Consider the following 19,189-nt stretch of genomic DNA (forward strand, 5'->3'; position numbering starts at 1 on the left):
CAATTCCTCCTCAACTACGTTACTCGGATACAATGACTCCCTTTTCAATGTGAAAAGTCTTGGGATTGTTGATTAAATCAGATGCGACCCCACTCATACTTGTGGTGGTTAGAAAGGTTTGAACCCGATCCTGAATGGCAGTCAACAAGTGGGTCTGTCGACTTTCATCAAGTTCAGACAAAACATCATCAAGTAGTAAAACCGGGTATTCACCGGTTTCTTCTTTCATTAAATCGATCTCGGCCAACTTCGTGGATAATGCCGCCGTCCGCTGTTGACCCTGCGAGCCAAAAGTGGAGACATCCTTGCCGTTAACCATGAAGTGTAAATCGTCACGATGCGGTCCAAAGATCGTCGTTCCTTGCCTCACTTCTTTATCTCGATTGGCCTTAAATTTAGCCAGCAGACTCTGATAGATTCGTTCCACTGACGTTAAATCGGTCTTTTTTAGCGCGGTGACGTATTTAAATCGCAACGTTTCTTTTTGCTGTGAAATTTCGTAATGGATGGCCGAAGACCATTTCTGTAATTTGGCAATCAGTTGGATGCGTTGAAAAATAATCTTGGCCGCATACGCTGAAAGCTGGTCTGACAATACATCCAGGTAGACCAGATCACTCTGTTTGTGAAGTAATAGTTCACGTAAATAGGCGTTTCGTTGTTTCAAAATTCGACGGTACTGGGTCATGTTGTATAAATAGCGATTACTCATCTGGCCAAACTCCATGTCCATAAAGTGCCTTCTAATCTGAGGCGAACCCTTTACAATCGACAAATCTTCGGGAGCAAACAAAATCACGTTCAGCTGCCCGACGTAAGACGATAGCTTGGGCTGTTCAATGTGATTGACCTTAGCTCGCTTGCCATTTTTACCAAAATCAAGCTCTAGTTCAGTGGTAGTATGGTTCTTTTTAACTCGACCCCACAATTGCGCATGGTGTTCTTCCCAATTAATCAAATCACGATTGGTAGTGGTCCGATGACTTTTGGTAAGGGCGAGCGCGTAAATTGCTTCAAGTAGATTGGTTTTGCCCTGGGCGTTTTGTCCAAGTAACACGTTCACTCCATCTGAGAAATGAACGTCAGCATCTTTATAATTACGAAAATTGCGTAATTTCAATTCTTCTAGCTGCATGCTTAACCCTACTTTGTCTTAATAAAAAACATCCCTACGTCTGGAATTGAGACCGTATCACCCTGGTAGAGTTTCTTGCCACGTCGATTCTCAGGCTCATCGTTTAGATACACCATATTTTCCTTTAGGTACCACTTCGCTTTGCCACCTGATTCAACAATGTTCTCTTCTTTTAAGAGTTGCCCTAAAGTTATGTACGGAGTCGTTATGAAAATGTCTTTTTTCATGAATTCACCCACTTTCAATCTATTTCTATTATACGCTAAAATTTGGTAAAAGTACATAAATCGGGCGATTTTATGCGTTTTATGCGCGTGTACGCATTTCTAGACAAAAATGCCTCAAATGATCTAAAAAGCTCATATTCGTAAATAAATGGAAATATGAGCTTTTTTAATATTTTGAGGTCTTTGGTAAATATAATTTGGTTTCATTTTAAAGACATAAAAAAAACGACCTCAAAATGAAGGTCGTTAATAATCATTCTTAATTAAAAGGTTCGAACTGGGGTAATCAATTGGATGAAATCTTCTTTATTTTCGGTTGGAACCAGCGTGAACGGACGAAGAGCTGAGGTAAACGCAATCTCAATGTCAGTTTGCCCAAAAACTCTGAGAGCTTCCTTCATGTAATCGGGGTTAAACGAAATTTCAAGGTCATCGCCCTCTGAAGTCTTTGGCTTTAAATCCTCTTCAACGGTTCCAACGTCAGGAGAATTCCCCGAAATGGTAACGACCTGGTCGGTTGGTTTAATCGTCAACTTAATGACGTTATTTCGCGATTCATGTGACAACAGCGAAGCCCGCTCGATTGCGGCGAGCAAGTCACCGGCCGCAAACTCCATCTTAGTACTTGAAGTCTTTGGAATCAGACGCGAAGTATCCGGATAATTGCCCTCAAGTAAACGTGAGTAGAACCGGGTGTCGCCGAGGGTAAAGAGGACCTGATTCTCTGACAGGTTCATCTGGATGTTTTGATCGATTCCGTCAAGCATGTGTGAGAGTTCTTTTAAACTGTCACCTGGGATGACCACGTCAAACTTACCGTCGTCATCAGCTGGAAGACTAACTCTTCGTTGGCTTAAACGGTGACTGTCGGTTGCAACCGCAAGCAACTTATTGTTAGCAAGCGTGAAGTGCACCCCAGTCAAGATTGGCCGACTTTCCTGTTTTGAAACCGCAATGACCGTCTGGCCGATAACCTGTCTGAAAATATCAGCCGCTAAATCAACCGTATTCTCGGAATCAATTTCAGGTAGATGTGGGTAACCGTTCGCATCAAGACCGTTGATTGTAAATTCTGAGTTGCCTGACTTAATCGTGGTCTGAAAGTTGTCACCAACTTCTAATGACATGGTTTTATCGGGTAACTTTTTAACGATCTCACTAAAAAAACGAGCTGGTAAGACGATGCTACCAGTTGAGTTAATCGTGAGTTCATTATCTGGATTAGAAGCTTGAATGCTCGTTTGAATTGAAACGTCAGCGTTACTACCAGTTAGTAGAATGTCACTTTCTGATACGTCTAATTTTAAACCCGTCAAAATTGGAATGGTCGTTTTTGATGAGATTGCTCTTGATACGGTATTTAGTGCTTTGATGAAAGCATTACGGTTAATTACGAATTTCATTGCCAAATTTCCCCCTCAAAATGTGGTGCATGTTTATTTACTTAATTAAAAAGATAAAAAACAGTAGAAGCAGTAGGCACTGTTAATACTGTGGATAACTCAATGATTAGTTACGGAATAAAAGTTATCAACTGTGGATAACTTTGTGGGTAAATCAACGGTTAAATTCCCGTTTATCCACACCCGTCATTATAACATTTTTAAACCGAGCAACGCTTAGTGCTGGAGTTCCGTCTTGATGTCTGAGATTTGCTTACTCAGATCAGAGTCATTTGCGGCCATTTTACTAATCTTGTCGTAGGCGTGAATGACGGTAGTGTGATCCTTACCACCGAATTCGTCGCCAATCTTTGGAAGCGAATTGTCGGTCATTTCACGTGACAGGTACATGGCAACCTGTCTAGGAACCACGATGGCCTTGACCCGTTTGGTGCCCTTAATTTCCTTTACACTAATGTGATAGTAAGAGGCGACTTTCGAGATAATGTCTGATACGGTCAGAGCCGAGCGCGCCTTGGCCAACTTCAGCGGCCTTAGGGCGTTTGCCACTAGTTCAGTGTCAATGGGAGCGTTATTGAGTTTGGAAAAAGCCTGCACCCTTGATAACGCCCCCTCCAGTTCTCTGACGTTAGACTCAATTTGACTCGCGATGTAGCCTAATGCGTCCGCTGGAATGTTCATGTTGTCAGCTTTGGCCTTGGCCCTAAGGATAGCGGTTCGTGTCTCTAAATCGGGAGCAGTAATGTCAACGGATAGTCCCCACGCAAATCGTGATACCAACCGGTCTTTTAGTTTTGGCACTTCGTTTGGCAAACGGTCAGACGTTAGCACAATCTGCTTGTGATTGGAATATAACGCTTGAAAGGTGTTAAAAAACTCATCCTGAGTTCCTTCTTTATTACCAAAAAACTGGATGTCATCAACTAAGAGGACGTCGACGTTTCGGTAAACGTTTCTGAAATCATCCATCTTATTGTTTTGGATGGCACCGATAAAGTCGTTGGCGAATTTCTCACTTGTAACGTACATCACCCGCTGACTCGGGTCGTGTTTGATAATGTTGTTGCCAATCGCGTGCATCAAGTGGGTCTTACCTAAACCAACTCCACCATATAAGAAGAGTGGATTGTACAATTTTCCGGGTGATTCACTGACCGCTAACGCTGCGGCCTGAGCCATCTTGTTACCCTGTCCAATCACGAAGGTTTCAAAGGTGTAATTGGGCTCTAAGTGCGTGTCGGTGTAACTATATGATTTTTCGTTCTCATCTTCCGGTGTAGGAGCTGGGGTTTGCTTCTTTTTTAATTCTTCTTCTAGAACAAATTTTGGTGAAATGTTCTTGTAAGTAATGGCATAAGCGTACTCAACCAGCTGACTTTTAAGCATTTTCTCCCAGTAGTCACGGTGAAGCGAGGATGGTAATTCGAGTGTTAGGGTATCGCCCTCATATGAGATTGGGTTCACGGTGGCGATCCATGTATCATATGTCGTTCCCTCAAATTTCGGATCCGCTTTAAATTTACTTTTAATTTTGTTCCATAATTCGTTTTGATCCATTGAGAGTGACTCCTTGTGTTTAAATTATGAATGTATAATATCATTTTTAAAAAAAGTTTTCCACAGAAAAAACAGGGTGTGGACAAATGTTTCACACCTTGTTTACTGTTTATCCACAGCATTGTTAATAAATATCAAAATCACGCGAATATTTTAGGTAATTAACACGAAAATGTGGACAACTAATTATTAATGTGACGGGGATGTCAGCGTGATTATTGATTTTATCCACAGATTGTGGTTAACGTTGTTAACATGCTGTGTTTTTGTTTAAAAACGTGTTGAATTCGTGTTAATTACGGGATGAGTTATCCACAATAATCCACAAGTAAATTTTATGAAACTTTTTTGAATCGAACGGAGTGTTACCTATGAATTTAAAATCCCTATTTGAAGATTGGTCGATTTGTGATACTATAAGTTAGAAAAGCTATTGAATAAACAATTTAATATAGGCGATTAATTAGTAAGGAGGGTTAGTAATGAAAAGAACTTACCAACCAAAGAAACGTCGTAGAAACCGCGTTCATGGATTTAGAAAACGTATGAGCACTGGCAAAGGTCGCAAAGTGTTAGCACATCGACGTCAAAAAGGTAGAAAAGTATTATCGGCATAGGCCACTGACCATTCAGTGGTCTTTTTCATTATTTTTTGAAAATACTTGGAGATTATTCATGAGAAAATCGTACCGTGTCAAAAAAGAAGCTGACTTTCAAAGGGTTTTCGAAAAACATGATTCGGTTGCTAATCGACAATTTGTCGTGTATCAACTGGAAAAGCCGGGACAAAAACACTTCCGCATCGGGATTTCCGTTGGAAAGAAGATTGGAAATGCCGTGCATCGCAACTGGGTTAAACGTAGAATTCGCCAGTCGATCACCGAATTAAAGCCAGACCTAAAAACGGACGTTGATTTTTTAATCATTGCGAGACCGAGAGCGGATGCGATGTCACAAAAAGACGTTAAGGCAAGTCTAATTCATGTTTTAAAGTTAGCTCATTTACTAGATTCTGATTATAGCGAGGAATAAAATTGAAAAAACTTAAACGAATCGCTACTACACTTGCGATTGCCAGTATTGGTCTGGTGCTCACGGCATGTAGTAACGCCCCAATTACTAGTCATAGTAAAGGAATTTGGGATGGCTTAGTTGTCTTGAATTTCTCAAGAGTGATTATTTGGTTATCAAAGTTCTTTGGCGATAACTATGGAATTGGAATTATCCTCTTCACCATTTTGGTTAGAATTATTCTTCTTCCATTAATGATGTATCAGACCAAGAGTATGAAGAAGACCCAGGAAATTCAGCCCCAATTGAAGGCCCTGCAAAAGAAGTACTCCAGTAAAGATTCAGAGACCATGGAAAAACTGCAGACCGAGCAGCAAAAGCTCTATAAGGAAGCAGGAATTAATCCATGGGCCGGCTGTTTGCCAATGGTAGTCCAGTTGCCAGTGATCTTCGCCTTGTATCAAGCCATCTGGCGAACTCACATTCTTCGAACTGGTCACTTCTTGTGGTTACAGCTGGGAACTCCAGATCCGTACTACATTCTGCCAGTTTTGGCCGCCGTGTTCACGTTCTTTAGTTCGTGGTTGTCAATGAAGGGTCAACCCGAATCAAACGGAATGACCACGATGATGACGATTGGGATGCCAATCATTATCTTCTTCACCGCGTTAAACGTGCCATCAGCTTTGTCACTATACTGGGTGGTAACCAACGCGTTCCAAGTAGTTCAAACGTTATTGATTCAGAACCCTTGGAAGATTAATCGTGAACGTGAAGAAAAAGAACGTGAAAAGCGTCAACACGATCGCGCCGTTAAAAAGGCCATTCGAAAGGCCAAGCAGAGTAAACATCACAAATAGATTACTAAACAAAAAGCAGACGTTGGTCTGCTTTTTTTATTTTTGTGACAAATGTAATATTACATCTCTAAAATCCTATTCCAACAGCTATTTAATTTGTGCTAAGATTAATAGCGTTAGACGTTTACAAAAATAGGAGAACAATAATGACGAAATACACCGGAGCCACCATCGAAGAAGCCGTTAAAAATGGCTTAAAATCACTTGATACTAATCGAAATAATGTTGAAATTAAAGTTATTAAAACCGCAAGTAAGGGATTTTTCGGACTTTTTAAACATCCCGCAGAAGTTGAAATGGAATTGAAATCATCTGCTCCAGACCCAAAACCAGCAGGTGGCAAGTTAAAAATTAAAAGAGAAGCGAGCACAGCGGTTGCTAATCCAGTTCAAACAGAGGATCGTCACGCTAGAAACGTTGAAGCTATTAGTGGACTAATTAAATATTTACAAGCAATTACTGATCAGATGGGGATTGAGGCCGAACTAAGTTATGAGATGCCCAACAATCGGCACGTGATCATTAATTTTGATACGCCCAAAGAGGGGCTTTTGATTGGCAAACACGGTCGGACCATCAATGCCTTACAGGAATTAAGTGGGATTTATTTAAATAATATGGGGATTAGCTACCTTGAAGTTGAGCTGGATACGGCTAATTATCGCAGTCGGAGACTTCAGATCCTTACCAGTCTAGCTGAGCGAACCGCAAGAGAGGTCGCTGCCACCGGCAAGCCGGTCTATCTGGACCCGATGCCATCTTTTGAGCGCAAACAGATTCACGTGACGCTGGAAGATAACCCCTACGTGATGACATATTCGGCAGGACGGGAACCCCATCGTTCAATCGTAGTAGCTCCACGGTAAAATGATTGACAAAATAAAACTTTCGTCCTATTATGTGTAGGATTGTAAATTCGAATAGGTAAAGTAGTGAAAGTACTTTATCCACGCAACGGGCGTGGTTTAAGTACTTTTTTTATGCGATTAAAAATGAGAAAGGAGTTTTCAAATGGCACTGACAACGACTGATTACGATACCATTGCGGCAATTTCGACCCCACCTGGTGAAGGTGGCATTTCGATTGTTCGGGTTAGTGGATCGGATGCAATGAAAGTGGCTGAAAAGATTTATCGGGGCAAGAACCTCGAAAAGGTGGCGTCAAACACGATTAACTATGGTCACATTGTTGATCCAGCAGACCACAACAGTGAAGTTGATGAAGTGATGGTATCGGTCATGAGAGCGCCTAAGACGTATACCAAGGAAGATATCATTGAGATTAACTGTCACGGTGGGATTGTGGCAACCAACAAGATTTTGCAGTTGGTTTTAAGTAACGGTGCCAGAATGGCAGAACCCGGTGAATTCACTAAGCGGGCCTTTTTAAACGGACGTCTGGACCTTTCACAATCGGAAGCCGTCATGGATCTGATTGAGGCGAAGACTGACGAATCGATGAAAGCGGCTTTAAATCAGCTCGATGGGAACCTGTCTCATTTAATTAAGCACCTGCGTCAAGACATCTTAGACGTGCTGGCTCAGGTCGAAGTCAACATTGACTACCCGGAGTACGATGACGTGGAGACGATGACGTCGAAGCTTTTAATGGATAAGTCCAAGGAACTAAAGGCGCAGATTGACCAATTGCTAAAGACGGCTAAACAAGGAAAAGTCTTACGAGACGGTTTAAACACCGCTATCATTGGACGTCCCAACGTGGGTAAGTCGAGTTTATTGAACCGTCTCTTACACGAAGAAAAGGCGATTGTAACCGACGTGCCGGGGACTACGCGGGATGTTTTAGACGAATACGTGAACGTTTCTGGCGTTCCCTTGCACCTAGTTGATACCGCTGGGATTCGTGATACTAACGATAAAGTTGAAAAAATTGGAGTCGATCGTTCTAGAAAAGCCATCAAGCAGGCTGATTTGGTACTACTAGTGTTAAACGCTAGTGAACCGTTGACTGACGAAGATCGGGAACTTTTGGATCTGACGCAGCACAGCAAGCGGATTATCCTATTGAATAAAACGGATTTACCAGAAAAAATTGATGTTGATGAGTTAAAGAACCGCTATCATGCTGATAACGTGATTAAGACCCAAGCCGTAAAGGATAACGGAACCAAATCCTTAGAGGATACGATTTCGAAGATGTTCTTTACTGGTGGCATTAAGAGTTCTCAAAACGACGTCATGGTTACTAATGCCAGGCATATTAGTCTCTTACAACAGGCCAGTGATTCCCTTCAGTCCGTTGAAAATGGGTTAAATAACGGGATGCCCGTTGATTTAGTTCAGATTGACATGACGAACGCTTGGGATTTACTTGGTGAAATTACCGGTGATAGTTACGATGGCGAATTACTGGATCAATTATTTAGTCAGTTCTGTTTGGGTAAATAAGACTTTGACTCAATGGAGGTTTTTAAATGAATAAAATGATACAGCAAGAAGTGAAGCAGACCTACAATGGTGGCGATTACGACGTCATCGTCGTTGGAGCTGGCCACGCTGGCTGTGAAGCCGCACTAGCCGCTGCCCGCATGGGTCAAAAAACACTGCTTGTGACAATTAATCTTGATATGGTGGCGTTTATGCCATGTAATCCGTCGGTTGGTGGCCCCGCTAAGGGAACGGTCGTAAGAGAAATCGACGCCCTTGGTGGTGAGATGGGGAAAAACATCGACAAGACCTACATTCAGATGCGGATGTTAAACACCGGGAAAGGTCCCGCCGTCAGAGCTTTACGGGCGCAAGCTGATAAGCACGCCTACCACCATGAAATGAAAAACACCCTGGAAAAAGAGCCCAATTTGACGCTCCGCCAGGGAATCGTAGAACGTCTGATCGTGAAAGACGGTCAGGTTGAGGGTGTGGTTACCAATACGGGTGCCAAATATCACTCCAAAGCCGTGGTCATCTGTGCTGGTACGGCCGCTCGTGGTAAGATCATTATTGGTGAACTGATGTATTCCTCGGGCCCAAACAACTCAATTCCAGCCATTCATCTTTCAGAAAACCTGGAAGATTTGGGCTTTGAACTAAAACGATTTAAGACGGGAACGCCACCGCGTGTCAACGGTGATACCATTCACTACGATGAAGCGGAGGAGCAACCGGGCGACGAAACGCCCCATCATTTCAGTTACACCACTCCGTATGCCGATTATTTACCGGTTTCAAAGCAAATTTCGTGCTGGTTGACGTACACTAATGAAGAAACCCATCAGATTATCAAGGATAATTTGGATCGCGCACCGATGTTTACTGGGGTCATCGAAGGGGTCGGTCCCCGTTACTGTCCATCAATTGAGGACAAGGTCGTTCGTTTTGCGGACAAAAAGCGCCACCAGGTCTTCTTGGAACCAGAGGGACGCCATAATGAGGAGTGGTACGTTGATGGGATGTCAACCTCTCTTCCAGAAGAAGTTCAACAACAGATGTTACATTCTGTGAAAGGTCTTGAAGACGCGAAGATGATGCGTCCTGGTTATGCGATCGAGTATGACATTATCTCTCCATATCAATTGAAGCCAACGCTTGAAACCAAGAAAGTTAGTGGATTATTTAGCGCGGGTCAAACCAACGGAACCTCGGGATACGAAGAGGCCGCGGGACAAGGCTTGATCGCTGGAATTAATGCCGCTCTTAAAATTCAGGGGAAAGACCCGTTGATTTTGCAGCGAGACCAAGGATACATTGGCGTTCTAATCGATGACCTGGTTACGAAGGGAACTAACGAACCGTACCGTCTCCTGACGAGTCGGGCTGAATATCGACTCCTGCTTAGAAACGACAATGCTGACATGCGGCTGACGCCAATTGGTCACCAGTTGGGTCTGATTTCAGATGAACGTTATGACAAGTTTGTTGAAAAACGTAATGCCGTTGAGGATGAAATCAAGCGTTTGAACACCGTACGGATTAAACCAAGTGAAAAGGTCAACCAGTTCGTTGAAGCTCAGGGTGATAAACCGTTAAAAGACGGGATCATCGCAGCCCAGTTCTTACGTCGGCCGTACGTAAATTACGAAAAGTTACTTGATTTTATTTCGGGACCCGACGAAAAATTGGATCCAGAAGTGGTGGAACAGGTCGAAATCAGAACGAAGTACGCTGGCTACATCAAAAAAGAAGAAGATAAGGTCGCCCGCATGAAGAAGATGGAGTCAAAGAAGATTCCTGATAAGATTGATTACTCCGTAATTGATGGGATCGCAACTGAGGGTCGCCAAAAATTGGAGAAAATCCAACCGGAGACGATCGCACAGGCCGCCCGAATCAGTGGGGTCAATCCTTCTGACATTGCCATTCTCTCCGTTTACATTCAACAGGGAAAAATTGCGAAGAAAAAATAAGATCAAGCTGGACTACGTGAATAGTCCGGCTTTTTGTTATTTCTAAGTTAAGTTTTTAACAATTTTTATGATAAACTATTGCAATCAATATGTAAGCGCTTTATACTATTAACAATAAACGATACAAAAAAATGGCAAAGGGGATCATTTTTATGCGATATGGAAGTATTGAAGCAGGTGGAACAAAGTTCGTTTGTGCGGTTGGTGATGACGATTTCAATATTGTTGATAGTGTTCACATTCCAACTACGACACCAGAAGAAACGTTAGCAAAGGTCGTTGAGTATTTTAAGAAGTTTGATCACATTGATGCATTTGGGATTGCATCATTTGGACCAATCGACGTTCGAAAAGACTCTGACAAATACGGTTGGATTATTAAAACCCCTAAAAAGGGTTGGAGTAACGTCAATTTTGTTGGAACCATGAAACGTGAATTTGGGGTTCCAATTTACTGGACGACCGACGTTAACGGTTCAGCTTACGGTGAATACATCAAACGTAAACAGGCTAATAAAAATATTGAAGCCGTTAGTTACATCACTGATGGAACTGGGATTGGTGCTGGAACCGTCATCAAAGATGAATTCTTAGGGGTTCGTGGAACTCCTGAATTTGGTCACATTCGAGTTAAGAGACACCAAGATGACATGAACTTTCCTGGGATTTGTCCTTATCATGGTGACTGTCTTGAAGGGGTTGCTTCTGGTCCTACTTTTGAAGCTCGAAACAACATTAAGGGTCAAGATACCCCGCCAGATGATCCAGTTTGGAACATCATTGCGTACTACATTGCCCAAGGGGTTATCAGTTTAACGGTTAACTTCCGTCCCGACCAAATTGTGCTTGGTGGAGGTGTATGTACTCCTCAATTTGTTCAAAAGGTTAGAGACCAATTCAATCTGTTATTTGATAACTATTTAGACGTTGGTCCTCTTGATGAATACATTAGTCGTCCAGTCGTACCACACAACGGTTCCGCTACTTTTGGTGATTTCGTATTAGCTAAAAAGGCTTTAGACGAATCAAAGAAATAATTAATTAAATTGTTTGAAAGGGATGCCTGCGGGTGTCTCTTTTTTTGTGTAAATTGGCATTTATGGTATCTTAAAAATAAGGAGGATTAATCATGATGTTTATTAGTAGGTCACAAATTAGTTTTAGAGTAGATGCTGAAACAAAAAACAATTTGATGCTCCAAATGAACGTTTAACTAAAGCAATTAAAAGTAATGATTATAAGAAGTTTGATAATCCTGGTGAAGGGTTGAAGTGGCTAAATGAGTGAAAATTCATATGTTTATAAACTTGCTATTGAAAACAAGTTTAAAAAACATCATTTTAGCTAAATCTATATACAACTATTTCTCGCAATGATATGATATACATAATGAAAGCGGTTGCAAATAGGGAGGCAGTAAAATGAGTAAAAAAGTTGTTGTGATTGGATCTACCAACGTTGATAAGGTTCTAAACGTTGACAAATATGCGTTACCTGGTGAAACCTTGGCGGTGAAGAATCACCAAGAATCTCATGGTGGCGGAAAGGGTGCCAATCAGGCAATTGCTGCGGCAAGATCTGGCGCCGATACCACTTTTATCACTAAGTTAGGTGATGACGAAGACGCTAAGTTCATGATTGAAGGATTTAAAAAGGACGGGATGAACCTTGATTCCGTGATTACTACGAAGGAGCAACAGACTGGACAAGCTTACATTACCGTTGATAGTACTGGTCAAAACTCGATCTATGTCTATGGTGGAGCCAACATGGCCATGACACCGGAGGACGTTGACCAACACGAAGACGCCATTAAGAATGCGGACCGTGCGATTGCGCAACTAGAAATTCCAGTACCAACGATTATCGAAGCATTTAAGATTGCGAAGAAAAATGAGGTTCAGACCATTTTGAACCCAGCACCAGCCAAGAAGTTACCAGAAGAATTACTTCAATTGACTGACATTATTACCCCTAATGAGACTGAAGCAGAGGCCCTCACTGGGATTAAGGTGATTGACGACGATTCCATGATGAAGAACGCGGAGTACTTCTTTAAACTAGGCATTAGAATGGTCATCATTACCGTTGGTGACAAGGGTTCGTTCTACGCAACCCCAGCCAGTCATGCCTTCATTCCAGCCTTCAAGGTCAAAGCTGTTGACACGACTGCTGCTGGTGATACTTTCATTGGAGCCTTGGCATCACGATTAGATTTAAACAGTGCTAACATCAAGGATGCAATGTTGTACGCCAACCACGCCTCATCACTGACGGTTCAAGTGGCTGGAGCGCAGAACTCCATTCCTTATGAAAAAGACGTCTTGGATGTCATCAGCAAAACTTCCAAGACCAAAGAAGTGATCGAAAAAGAGAAGAAACAAGCTGCTGAATACGCCGCTGCTCAAGTTCCAAATCACATTGTGCTAGGACTTGGATCTGGTAGTACGGCTGCCTACTTCGTCAAATCCATTAACGAACGAATCAAAAAAGAAGGCTTAGACGTTCAATGTGTCGCCACTTCGGTTGGTACCGAAAAGTTAGCCGAAAGTCTTGGCATGCCGATGCTTGACGTTAATACCATTGATCGGGTGGACTTGACGGTTGATGGCGCCGACGCCGTTGACGACAAGCTCAACGGAATCAAGGGTGGTGGAGCTGCCTTACTCTTTGAGAAATTGGTCGCAACCATGTCAGACAAGAACGTTTGGATCGTTGATTCGACCAAGTACCACAAGACCTTGGCTGGCCAAAAGTTGCCGGTTGAAGTCATTCCGTTCGGTGGGATGGGTGTCTTCCGATACTTAAACGAAGCTGGATACAAGCCAGAGTTCCGCTTCAGAGATGACGGTGATATTCTTCAAACTGACTCAGGAAACTACCTAATCGACATTACAATTCCAGAAGATGCTGACTTACAAAAGTTAGCTCACAACTTGAAGAACTACACCGGAGTTGTTGAACACGGTCTGTTCTTAAATATTTGTGATCAGTTAATTATCGGTGGCGATAAGGTGAAAGTAATTGATCGTCCGAAAAAAGAAGAAGCTAAGAAATAGTTGATAAGTAAATTTCCGGATTGGCGATAAAGCTGGTTCGGTTTTTTATTTTGATTTTAAAGGTATAATGATTAGAAAATGGGTTGAGGTGATGTTTAATGACAATTAACGTTATTTTAAGTAGTTCAAGAAAGGTTAGTCTGGGACGTCGGATCTTTAAGTACTTACGTAATCGACAGGGTGATTTTGAGCGGATTAATGATGCTGATTTCAATTTTATTAGTTTGGCGGACTACGATTTGCCGTTTTTCTACGAAGATGTTGCGCCAATGGACAATCAAAATCGAAGTTTAAAACCTAATGAACAAAAATGGGTGGATGACATGCGAAACGCGGATGGTTATCTCTTTTTGGTTCCTGAATATAATCATTCGTTTCCAGCTGTACTAAAGAATGCGCTCGACTTTTTGGCGTTTGAAGCCAAGGGCAAACCGGCCAAGATTATTACCTATTCTAATAATTCACGAGGTGGCCAATCTTCCTATCCAGCTTTGTTACCAACGCTTGGACAACTGGGCCTATTTACCCTGCCAAAGCCAACTTTAATTCGAAAGGTCGATAAAAATTTTGCTGACGATGGGAGCTTTTTAAAAGACGCTCCCGGTAAAACTGTGGACATAAAGAAATTAAATCGGGCTTTTTCCGAAATCGCGTTTTACAGTCAGTTATTTAAGGACCATCCCTTTAAATATGATGCCAGTATTTATGATAAATAAACAAAGTTAAGATAGTTTCACATGAAACAATTTGCCAAAGCTCCTGTCACTACTGGCTTGAAGTGACGTGGTACACTTATTAACATAAAAATAAATTGAAATGAGGAAATTCAAATATGAAAGCAGTTGCAGTATTTTGTGGTGCGGCTCCTGGCAATGATCCAGCATACCAAGAAGCCACCAAAAAATTGGCAAAATGGTTGGTTAACCATGACTTAGCGTTAGTTTATGGTGGTGGCGGTGTTGGTCTCATGGGATTGCTTGCCAAGACAGTTTTAGAACTTGGTGGAGTAGTTCACGGCATCATGCCAAAAGAGTTAGTTGAGCGTGGGGCCAGCATGGACGGGCTGACTAGTTTGGACGTAGTGCCTAATATGGATATTCGCAAACAAAAAATGTTGACTCAATCGGATGGTTGTATCGCACTTCCAGGTGGTCCTGGGACTCTAGAAGAGATTTCTGAAGCTTTTTCATGGGCTCGAATTGGCGACAATGATGATCCATGTGTGTTGTATAACGTTCAGGGATACTACGATCCGCTTAAACAAATGTTTGATGAAATGACCGAAAAGGAATTTTTGACGGTGGAAGATCGCAAAAAGTTACTTTTTTCGGATTCGTTGTCTGAAATCTATGAATTTATGACCACATACACAGCACCAAAGATTAGAACCTACACAAAATAAGATACGAAAAACATCCTCACTTTTTTGGAAGGGGGATGTTTTTTGAGTTTTATTCAATTATTAATAATAAATAATGTGTATATCATGTTTTCATTGTTTACATAATGCCTTACTATTGATTTAAGGGGATGGACATTATGATAAGAAGAAAAGCTGAAAGTAATATACGCGATGATAAAGATACTTTAGCAAATATTCAAGCTAGAAATGATGCTCTTAACGGCAAAACTAATAAAATTGGAAATATTGATGATTTTGATAAGTGGGCAGACAACTTATGATGAAGAGGTGAGTCGCTTGAATACAGAATAAAGTAGGTTACTGGGATTGTACCACTAGCAATAGTGGTTCTTATTATCTCGTGTGCGACCATTAATTGTGCTAAGGCATACGCGATAATAAAAAAGCTAACCGCAAAGATTAACTTTTTACCCAAATAACACATAAATCTGCGCGGGAAGAGATGGTAACGACATCTCTTCCTTTTTTATTACTCTTCAATTCTATTTCTAATTTATAAATCTGTCAATTATTTTATTATTTGGCATGAAATAATCATCAAAATAGTTTCACGTGAAACAGAAAATAATTTTATCTACCAAAATTTTCTTAAGGACAACTCGTACTTATTGGTGTTGTCTTTTTTGTTTGCTCTAATTACACTGATTACTAATATTCGTTAATTAATTAATATATTGGAAAACAAAGAATATATTGAGTGCATATTTAAATAAAATACGAACAATTAAAAGATATTTATTGAAAATTGTATGTATCATGATATGATTAATTTGTCTGGTACAACAATTTTTTGGGAGGGACTCGTAATGAAACTCAAGCAAGCTTTGAAATGGATCACAGCAGGTGCTGCCATTACATTTTTGTCGGTTGGATTAGTTGCATGTGGGAAACAATCTAGTAACTACAAACCAAAGAAATTGACGGTTGGTTTTACGCCGTCAGTGAACGCTGGGCAGGCCAATGCCGAAGCCAAGCCGCTCGCCAAACAGTTAGAAAAACAGCTCCATATCCCGGTCACGGTCAAGGTTTCAACTGACGGGAATTCACTTATTCAGGCCATGGGTTCAAAGACGTTGGATGTTTCTGAAATGAATCCTGGGGACTTTGTCTTAGCGCAAAAGAATTACAAGGTGGTTCCCCTCGTTCAAGCGACGCGCCAAGCACGCGATCCGAAGACTTTGCAACTTACTAACAAGTCATCAGATCACTTTTATTCCACAATTGTTGTCAGAAAAGATAGTGGTATCAACAACATTAACGATTTAAAGGGCAAAAAGATTGCCACTGGTACTACGAATTCAACGGCGGGTTATATTTACCCGGTCGTTGAACTTATGAAACACGGAATTAATATCAACAAGGATGGCATCAAGACCGACGTTATTAATGGTTATGATCAAGCTGTACTGTCCGTTTTAAACAAGAACAACGATGCTGCCTTTACTTTCCAAGGAGCTCAAACCTTAGTCCAAAAGGACAATCCGAACGTTATGAAGGATACCAAGGTTATTTACACGACTAAGGCTATTCCAAATGACGTGGTTGCTTGTCGAAGTGACATGTCGAAGTCGTGGCAGAAGAAGATTGCCAAAGCCTACGAGAACATGGCGAAGACTAAAGAAGGTCATGACGTTATCTTTAAGATTTATCAAGAAGAGGGCTACGTTCCGTACAAGAAGTCAGAATTTAAGCAACTTCATTCATACATGGACAAAGCCAACAAGATTAGTAAAACCAAAGAATAGGCGAGAGGGATTAAATTGAGCGATTCGGATATTTTACAAGTTAATCATGTTACCAAAACTTATCCTAGTGGTATTAAAGGATTAGATGATATTAGTTTTAACGTCAAACGCGGTGAATTCATCGCTGTCGTTGGACTTTCAGGTGCGGGGAAAAGCACCCTGTTTCGTTCCCTTAATCGGATGCAAGATATCAGCGACGGCAAAATTATCATCAACGGGACTGATATTTCTAAATTGAAGGGGAAAGCGCTCCGTCACTTTCGCCGAAAAATTGGAATGATTTTTCAAAGTTTCAACTTAGTGAACCGGCTTACGGTTCAAAAAAACGTTTTAAGTGGAAGAGTTGGTTACTATCCAGTATGGAAAACACTTCTCGGTTTGTATAGTAGAGAAGACAAGGAAAAGGCGGTTCGATCACTGGACCATGTTAACATGCTCAAAAAATTATACGATCGAGCGGACTCCCTTTCTGGAGGACAGATGCAGCGGGTCGCCATCGCACGAACAATGATGCAAGAACCTGATTTGGTTCTGGCTGATGAACCCGTTGCTTCCCTCGATCCCAAGACTAGTCACGGAGTTATGCAGGATTTGAAGAATTTAAACGTCAAGGATCACGATACTGTTCTGGTGAACCTCCATTCAGTTGAACTAGCACTTGAATTTGCGGACCGAATTATTGGAATTCGGGATGGAAAATTAGTGTTTGACAAGCCAGCGGCTGATTCTACTCCAGAAGATTTGAAGGCGATTTACGAAGGAGGCAATAGCTAATGCACACTAGCGACATGCCGAAGATGTCCTTTGTCAAAAAGTATCACGTTAAGGGCATCATTGTAATTGCCATTTTGATCGTTTTGTTTATTTACTCCATGAAAATTTGTGGGGTTGATCCCAGCTTGTTTATCTCGAACATCGCCCAGTTTGGGGTTCTGATTGGTCAAATGAGTAACCCGGATTGGTCGTACTTTAGTTTTATCTGGGACCCACTGGTTCAGACCGTTCAGATGGCAATCCTTGGAACTACGATTGGAACCGTCTTTGCGATTCCAGCTGCATTTCTGGCCGCGCGGAATCTTGATCACAGTAAGGTTATTCACGGCACGTCTCGGTTCGTACTGGACATCGTCAGAACGTTACCGTCACTTCTGTTGGCAGCTATCTTAGTTGCCATCTTTGGGATTGGTCCAACGACTGGAACCATCACGCTAGCCATCTTCTCATTTGGGATGATTTCCAAACTGTTCTATGAAGTACTAGAGACGGTCGACATGGGGCCAGCTGAAGCCATGAAAGCTTCCGGTGCCCGCATCCTTCAGATTATTCGTTTGGCCATTATTCCCCAGATTGCAGGTCAATTTTGTAGTTTCTTCCTGTACACGTTGGAAGTGAACGTTCGTTCTTCAACCGTCTTAGGATACGTTGGTGCTGGAGGACTTGGGTTGTATCTTCAACAAACCATCGATGAATTTAACTACTCCGAGACGGCGGTTGTGATTCTGGCAACCTTCGTAACGGTTCTGGTGATTGACATCCTTAGTAATTACTTGAGGAGGAAACTACAGTGACCATTCCAAAAATTAACGAAAAACAAAAACGATGGGACCGCTACAGCTGGACCATTTGGGCAATTGTCATTATTTTGATCTATGGCTGGTGTTTTTCAGACATGAAATTTAGTCAGATTCAGGAATCAGCTGGCACGGTTTCTAAGTCCATCTTCATGGGACTAATTCACCCTGATTGGTCCTATATTTACAACGGCAGTGGTGAAGATTTAGTGTCCCAATTAATTATGACGCTTGCCATTGCCTTTTTGGGAACCATCATTGCCGCTGTCATCAGTGTTCCGTTTGCGTTCTTCGCTGCTCATAGTAAGAGTAGTAAGTATAACGTAACGTCTAAGGTGGGAACCTTCCTTTTGACGGTCATTCGAGCTTTTCCTGAAATTGTTTTAGCGATTATGTTCATTAAAGCGGTGGGACCTGGTAGTTTTGCCGGAGTCATGGCCCTTGGGATTCACTCCATCGGAATGCTAGGGAAACTCTTCTCAGAATCCATTGAGGAAATGAATCATAGTTCGGAGTATTCCATCGTGGCGGCTGGCGGCAGCAAACCACAGGTTTTCGCATTATCGACGTGGCCGACCATCCTACCGGCTTTGATTTCATACACTTTGTACAGCTTTGAAATTTCAGTTCGAGCTGCCTCAATCCTTGGTTTGGTTGGTGCTGGCGGAATTGGGGCGCCAATGATTATGGCGTTGAACACGCGCAATTGGTCCAGAGTGGGGATCATCTTATTGGGGATCGTCATCATGGTCATGGTGATTGATGGCTGTTCCGGTTACATTAGAAAGAAATTAATTTAATTAATAGTGTAAAATACCAGCTAATTCCAAACGG

At 41.8% G+C, this 19,189-nt stretch carries 19 protein-coding genes; 15 read left to right on the forward strand and 4 right to left on the reverse strand.

Features of this window, described 5'->3' with window-relative positions:
- Positions 1 to 19 precede the first annotated feature (19 nt).
- The 4 genes from recF to dnaA form a co-directional block, all read right to left on the reverse strand.
- Positions 20 to 1,135, reverse strand: a complete 1,116-nt coding sequence (gene recF / locus AC6UDF_RS06255; protein ID WP_500724091.1) for a DNA replication/repair protein RecF — start codon at positions 1,133 to 1,135, stop codon at positions 20 to 22.
- Positions 1,136 to 1,143: 8 nt separating this feature from the next.
- Complete coding sequence (gene yaaA / locus AC6UDF_RS06260; RefSeq protein ID WP_500694205.1) at positions 1,144 to 1,362, reverse strand: S4 domain-containing protein YaaA; 219 nt, start codon at positions 1,360 to 1,362, stop codon at positions 1,144 to 1,146.
- 263 nt (positions 1,363 to 1,625) lie between these two features.
- Positions 1,626 to 2,765, reverse strand: coding sequence for a DNA polymerase III subunit beta (dnaN, locus tag AC6UDF_RS06265; protein WP_500694206.1), 1,140 nt, complete (start codon positions 2,763 to 2,765; stop codon positions 1,626 to 1,628).
- Between the two features lie 216 nt (positions 2,766 to 2,981).
- Positions 2,982 to 4,322 carry a chromosomal replication initiator protein DnaA gene (dnaA, locus tag AC6UDF_RS06270; protein ID WP_500694207.1) on the reverse strand — a complete coding sequence of 447 codons (1,341 nt, stop codon included), beginning with the start codon at positions 4,320 to 4,322 and terminating at the stop codon, positions 2,982 to 2,984.
- Between the two features lie 482 nt (positions 4,323 to 4,804).
- On the opposite strand from dnaA, the gene rpmH reads away from it, so the two are divergent.
- The 15 genes from rpmH to phnE (AC6UDF_RS06345) all read left to right on the forward strand — a co-directional run bounded on the left by rpmH (position 4,805) and on the right by phnE (AC6UDF_RS06345) (position 19,155).
- Positions 4,805 to 4,939 carry a 50S ribosomal protein L34 gene (rpmH, locus tag AC6UDF_RS06275; RefSeq protein ID WP_500694208.1) on the forward strand — a complete coding sequence of 45 codons (135 nt, stop codon included), beginning with the start codon at positions 4,805 to 4,807 and terminating at the stop codon, positions 4,937 to 4,939.
- A 58-nt stretch (positions 4,940 to 4,997) separates the two neighbouring features.
- Positions 4,998 to 5,354, forward strand: coding sequence for a ribonuclease P protein component (gene rnpA, locus AC6UDF_RS06280; protein ID WP_500694209.1), 357 nt, complete (start codon positions 4,998 to 5,000; stop codon positions 5,352 to 5,354).
- 2 nt (positions 5,355 to 5,356) lie between these two features.
- On the forward strand, positions 5,357 to 6,193 hold the full coding sequence (locus AC6UDF_RS06285) for a YidC/Oxa1 family membrane protein insertase (protein WP_500694210.1): 837 nt from the start codon (positions 5,357 to 5,359) through the stop codon (positions 6,191 to 6,193).
- 146 nt (positions 6,194 to 6,339) lie between these two features.
- Positions 6,340 to 7,059 (forward strand): RNA-binding cell elongation regulator Jag/EloR, encoded by a 720-nt coding sequence (jag, locus tag AC6UDF_RS06290; RefSeq protein ID WP_500694211.1) that lies wholly within the window; start codon positions 6,340 to 6,342, stop codon positions 7,057 to 7,059.
- Positions 7,060 to 7,204: 145 nt separating this feature from the next.
- The gene (gene mnmE, locus AC6UDF_RS06295; protein WP_500694212.1) at positions 7,205 to 8,602 is read left to right on the forward strand and encodes a tRNA uridine-5-carboxymethylaminomethyl(34) synthesis GTPase MnmE; all 1,398 of its coding nucleotides are present in this window, start codon (positions 7,205 to 7,207) and stop codon (positions 8,600 to 8,602) included.
- 26 nt (positions 8,603 to 8,628) lie between these two features.
- Complete coding sequence (gene mnmG / locus AC6UDF_RS06300) at positions 8,629 to 10,557, forward strand: tRNA uridine-5-carboxymethylaminomethyl(34) synthesis enzyme MnmG (protein ID WP_500724093.1); 1,929 nt, start codon at positions 8,629 to 8,631, stop codon at positions 10,555 to 10,557.
- 152 nt (positions 10,558 to 10,709) lie between these two features.
- A complete protein-coding gene (locus AC6UDF_RS06305) occupies positions 10,710 to 11,594 on the forward strand; it encodes an ROK family protein (protein ID WP_500694214.1) in 885 nt (294 codons plus the stop codon).
- A gap of 384 nt (positions 11,595 to 11,978) precedes the next feature.
- The gene (gene rbsK / locus AC6UDF_RS06310; protein ID WP_500694215.1) at positions 11,979 to 13,616 is read left to right on the forward strand and encodes a ribokinase; all 1,638 of its coding nucleotides are present in this window, start codon (positions 11,979 to 11,981) and stop codon (positions 13,614 to 13,616) included.
- Between the two features lie 98 nt (positions 13,617 to 13,714).
- Positions 13,715 to 14,332, forward strand: coding sequence for an NADPH-dependent FMN reductase (locus AC6UDF_RS06315; RefSeq protein WP_500694216.1), 618 nt, complete (start codon positions 13,715 to 13,717; stop codon positions 14,330 to 14,332).
- 116 nt (positions 14,333 to 14,448) lie between these two features.
- Entirely contained in the window at positions 14,449 to 15,018 is a 570-nt protein-coding gene (locus tag AC6UDF_RS06320) for an LOG family protein (protein WP_500694217.1), read from the forward strand.
- 137 nt (positions 15,019 to 15,155) lie between these two features.
- Positions 15,156 to 15,299 (forward strand): hypothetical protein, encoded by a 144-nt coding sequence (locus AC6UDF_RS06325; RefSeq protein ID WP_500694218.1) that lies wholly within the window; start codon positions 15,156 to 15,158, stop codon positions 15,297 to 15,299.
- A gap of 546 nt (positions 15,300 to 15,845) precedes the next feature.
- Positions 15,846 to 16,784, forward strand: coding sequence for a phosphate/phosphite/phosphonate ABC transporter substrate-binding protein (locus tag AC6UDF_RS06330; RefSeq protein ID WP_500694219.1), 939 nt, complete (start codon positions 15,846 to 15,848; stop codon positions 16,782 to 16,784).
- A gap of 9 nt (positions 16,785 to 16,793) precedes the next feature.
- Entirely contained in the window at positions 16,794 to 17,558 is a 765-nt protein-coding gene (gene phnC, locus AC6UDF_RS06335; protein ID WP_500694281.1) for a phosphonate ABC transporter ATP-binding protein, read from the forward strand.
- Complete coding sequence (gene phnE, locus AC6UDF_RS06340; RefSeq protein ID WP_500694220.1) at positions 17,558 to 18,352, forward strand: phosphonate ABC transporter, permease protein PhnE; 795 nt, start codon at positions 17,558 to 17,560, stop codon at positions 18,350 to 18,352. Before phnC ends, phnE (AC6UDF_RS06340) begins: the two co-directional genes overlap by 1 nt.
- The gene (gene phnE, locus AC6UDF_RS06345) at positions 18,349 to 19,155 is read left to right on the forward strand and encodes a phosphonate ABC transporter, permease protein PhnE (RefSeq protein ID WP_500724095.1); all 807 of its coding nucleotides are present in this window, start codon (positions 18,349 to 18,351) and stop codon (positions 19,153 to 19,155) included. The genes phnE (AC6UDF_RS06340) and phnE (AC6UDF_RS06345) overlap by 4 nt, the downstream gene beginning before the upstream one ends.
- Positions 19,156 to 19,189 lie beyond the last annotated feature (34 nt).

Source organism: Fructilactobacillus sp. X2R6C1 (assembly GCF_059901295.1).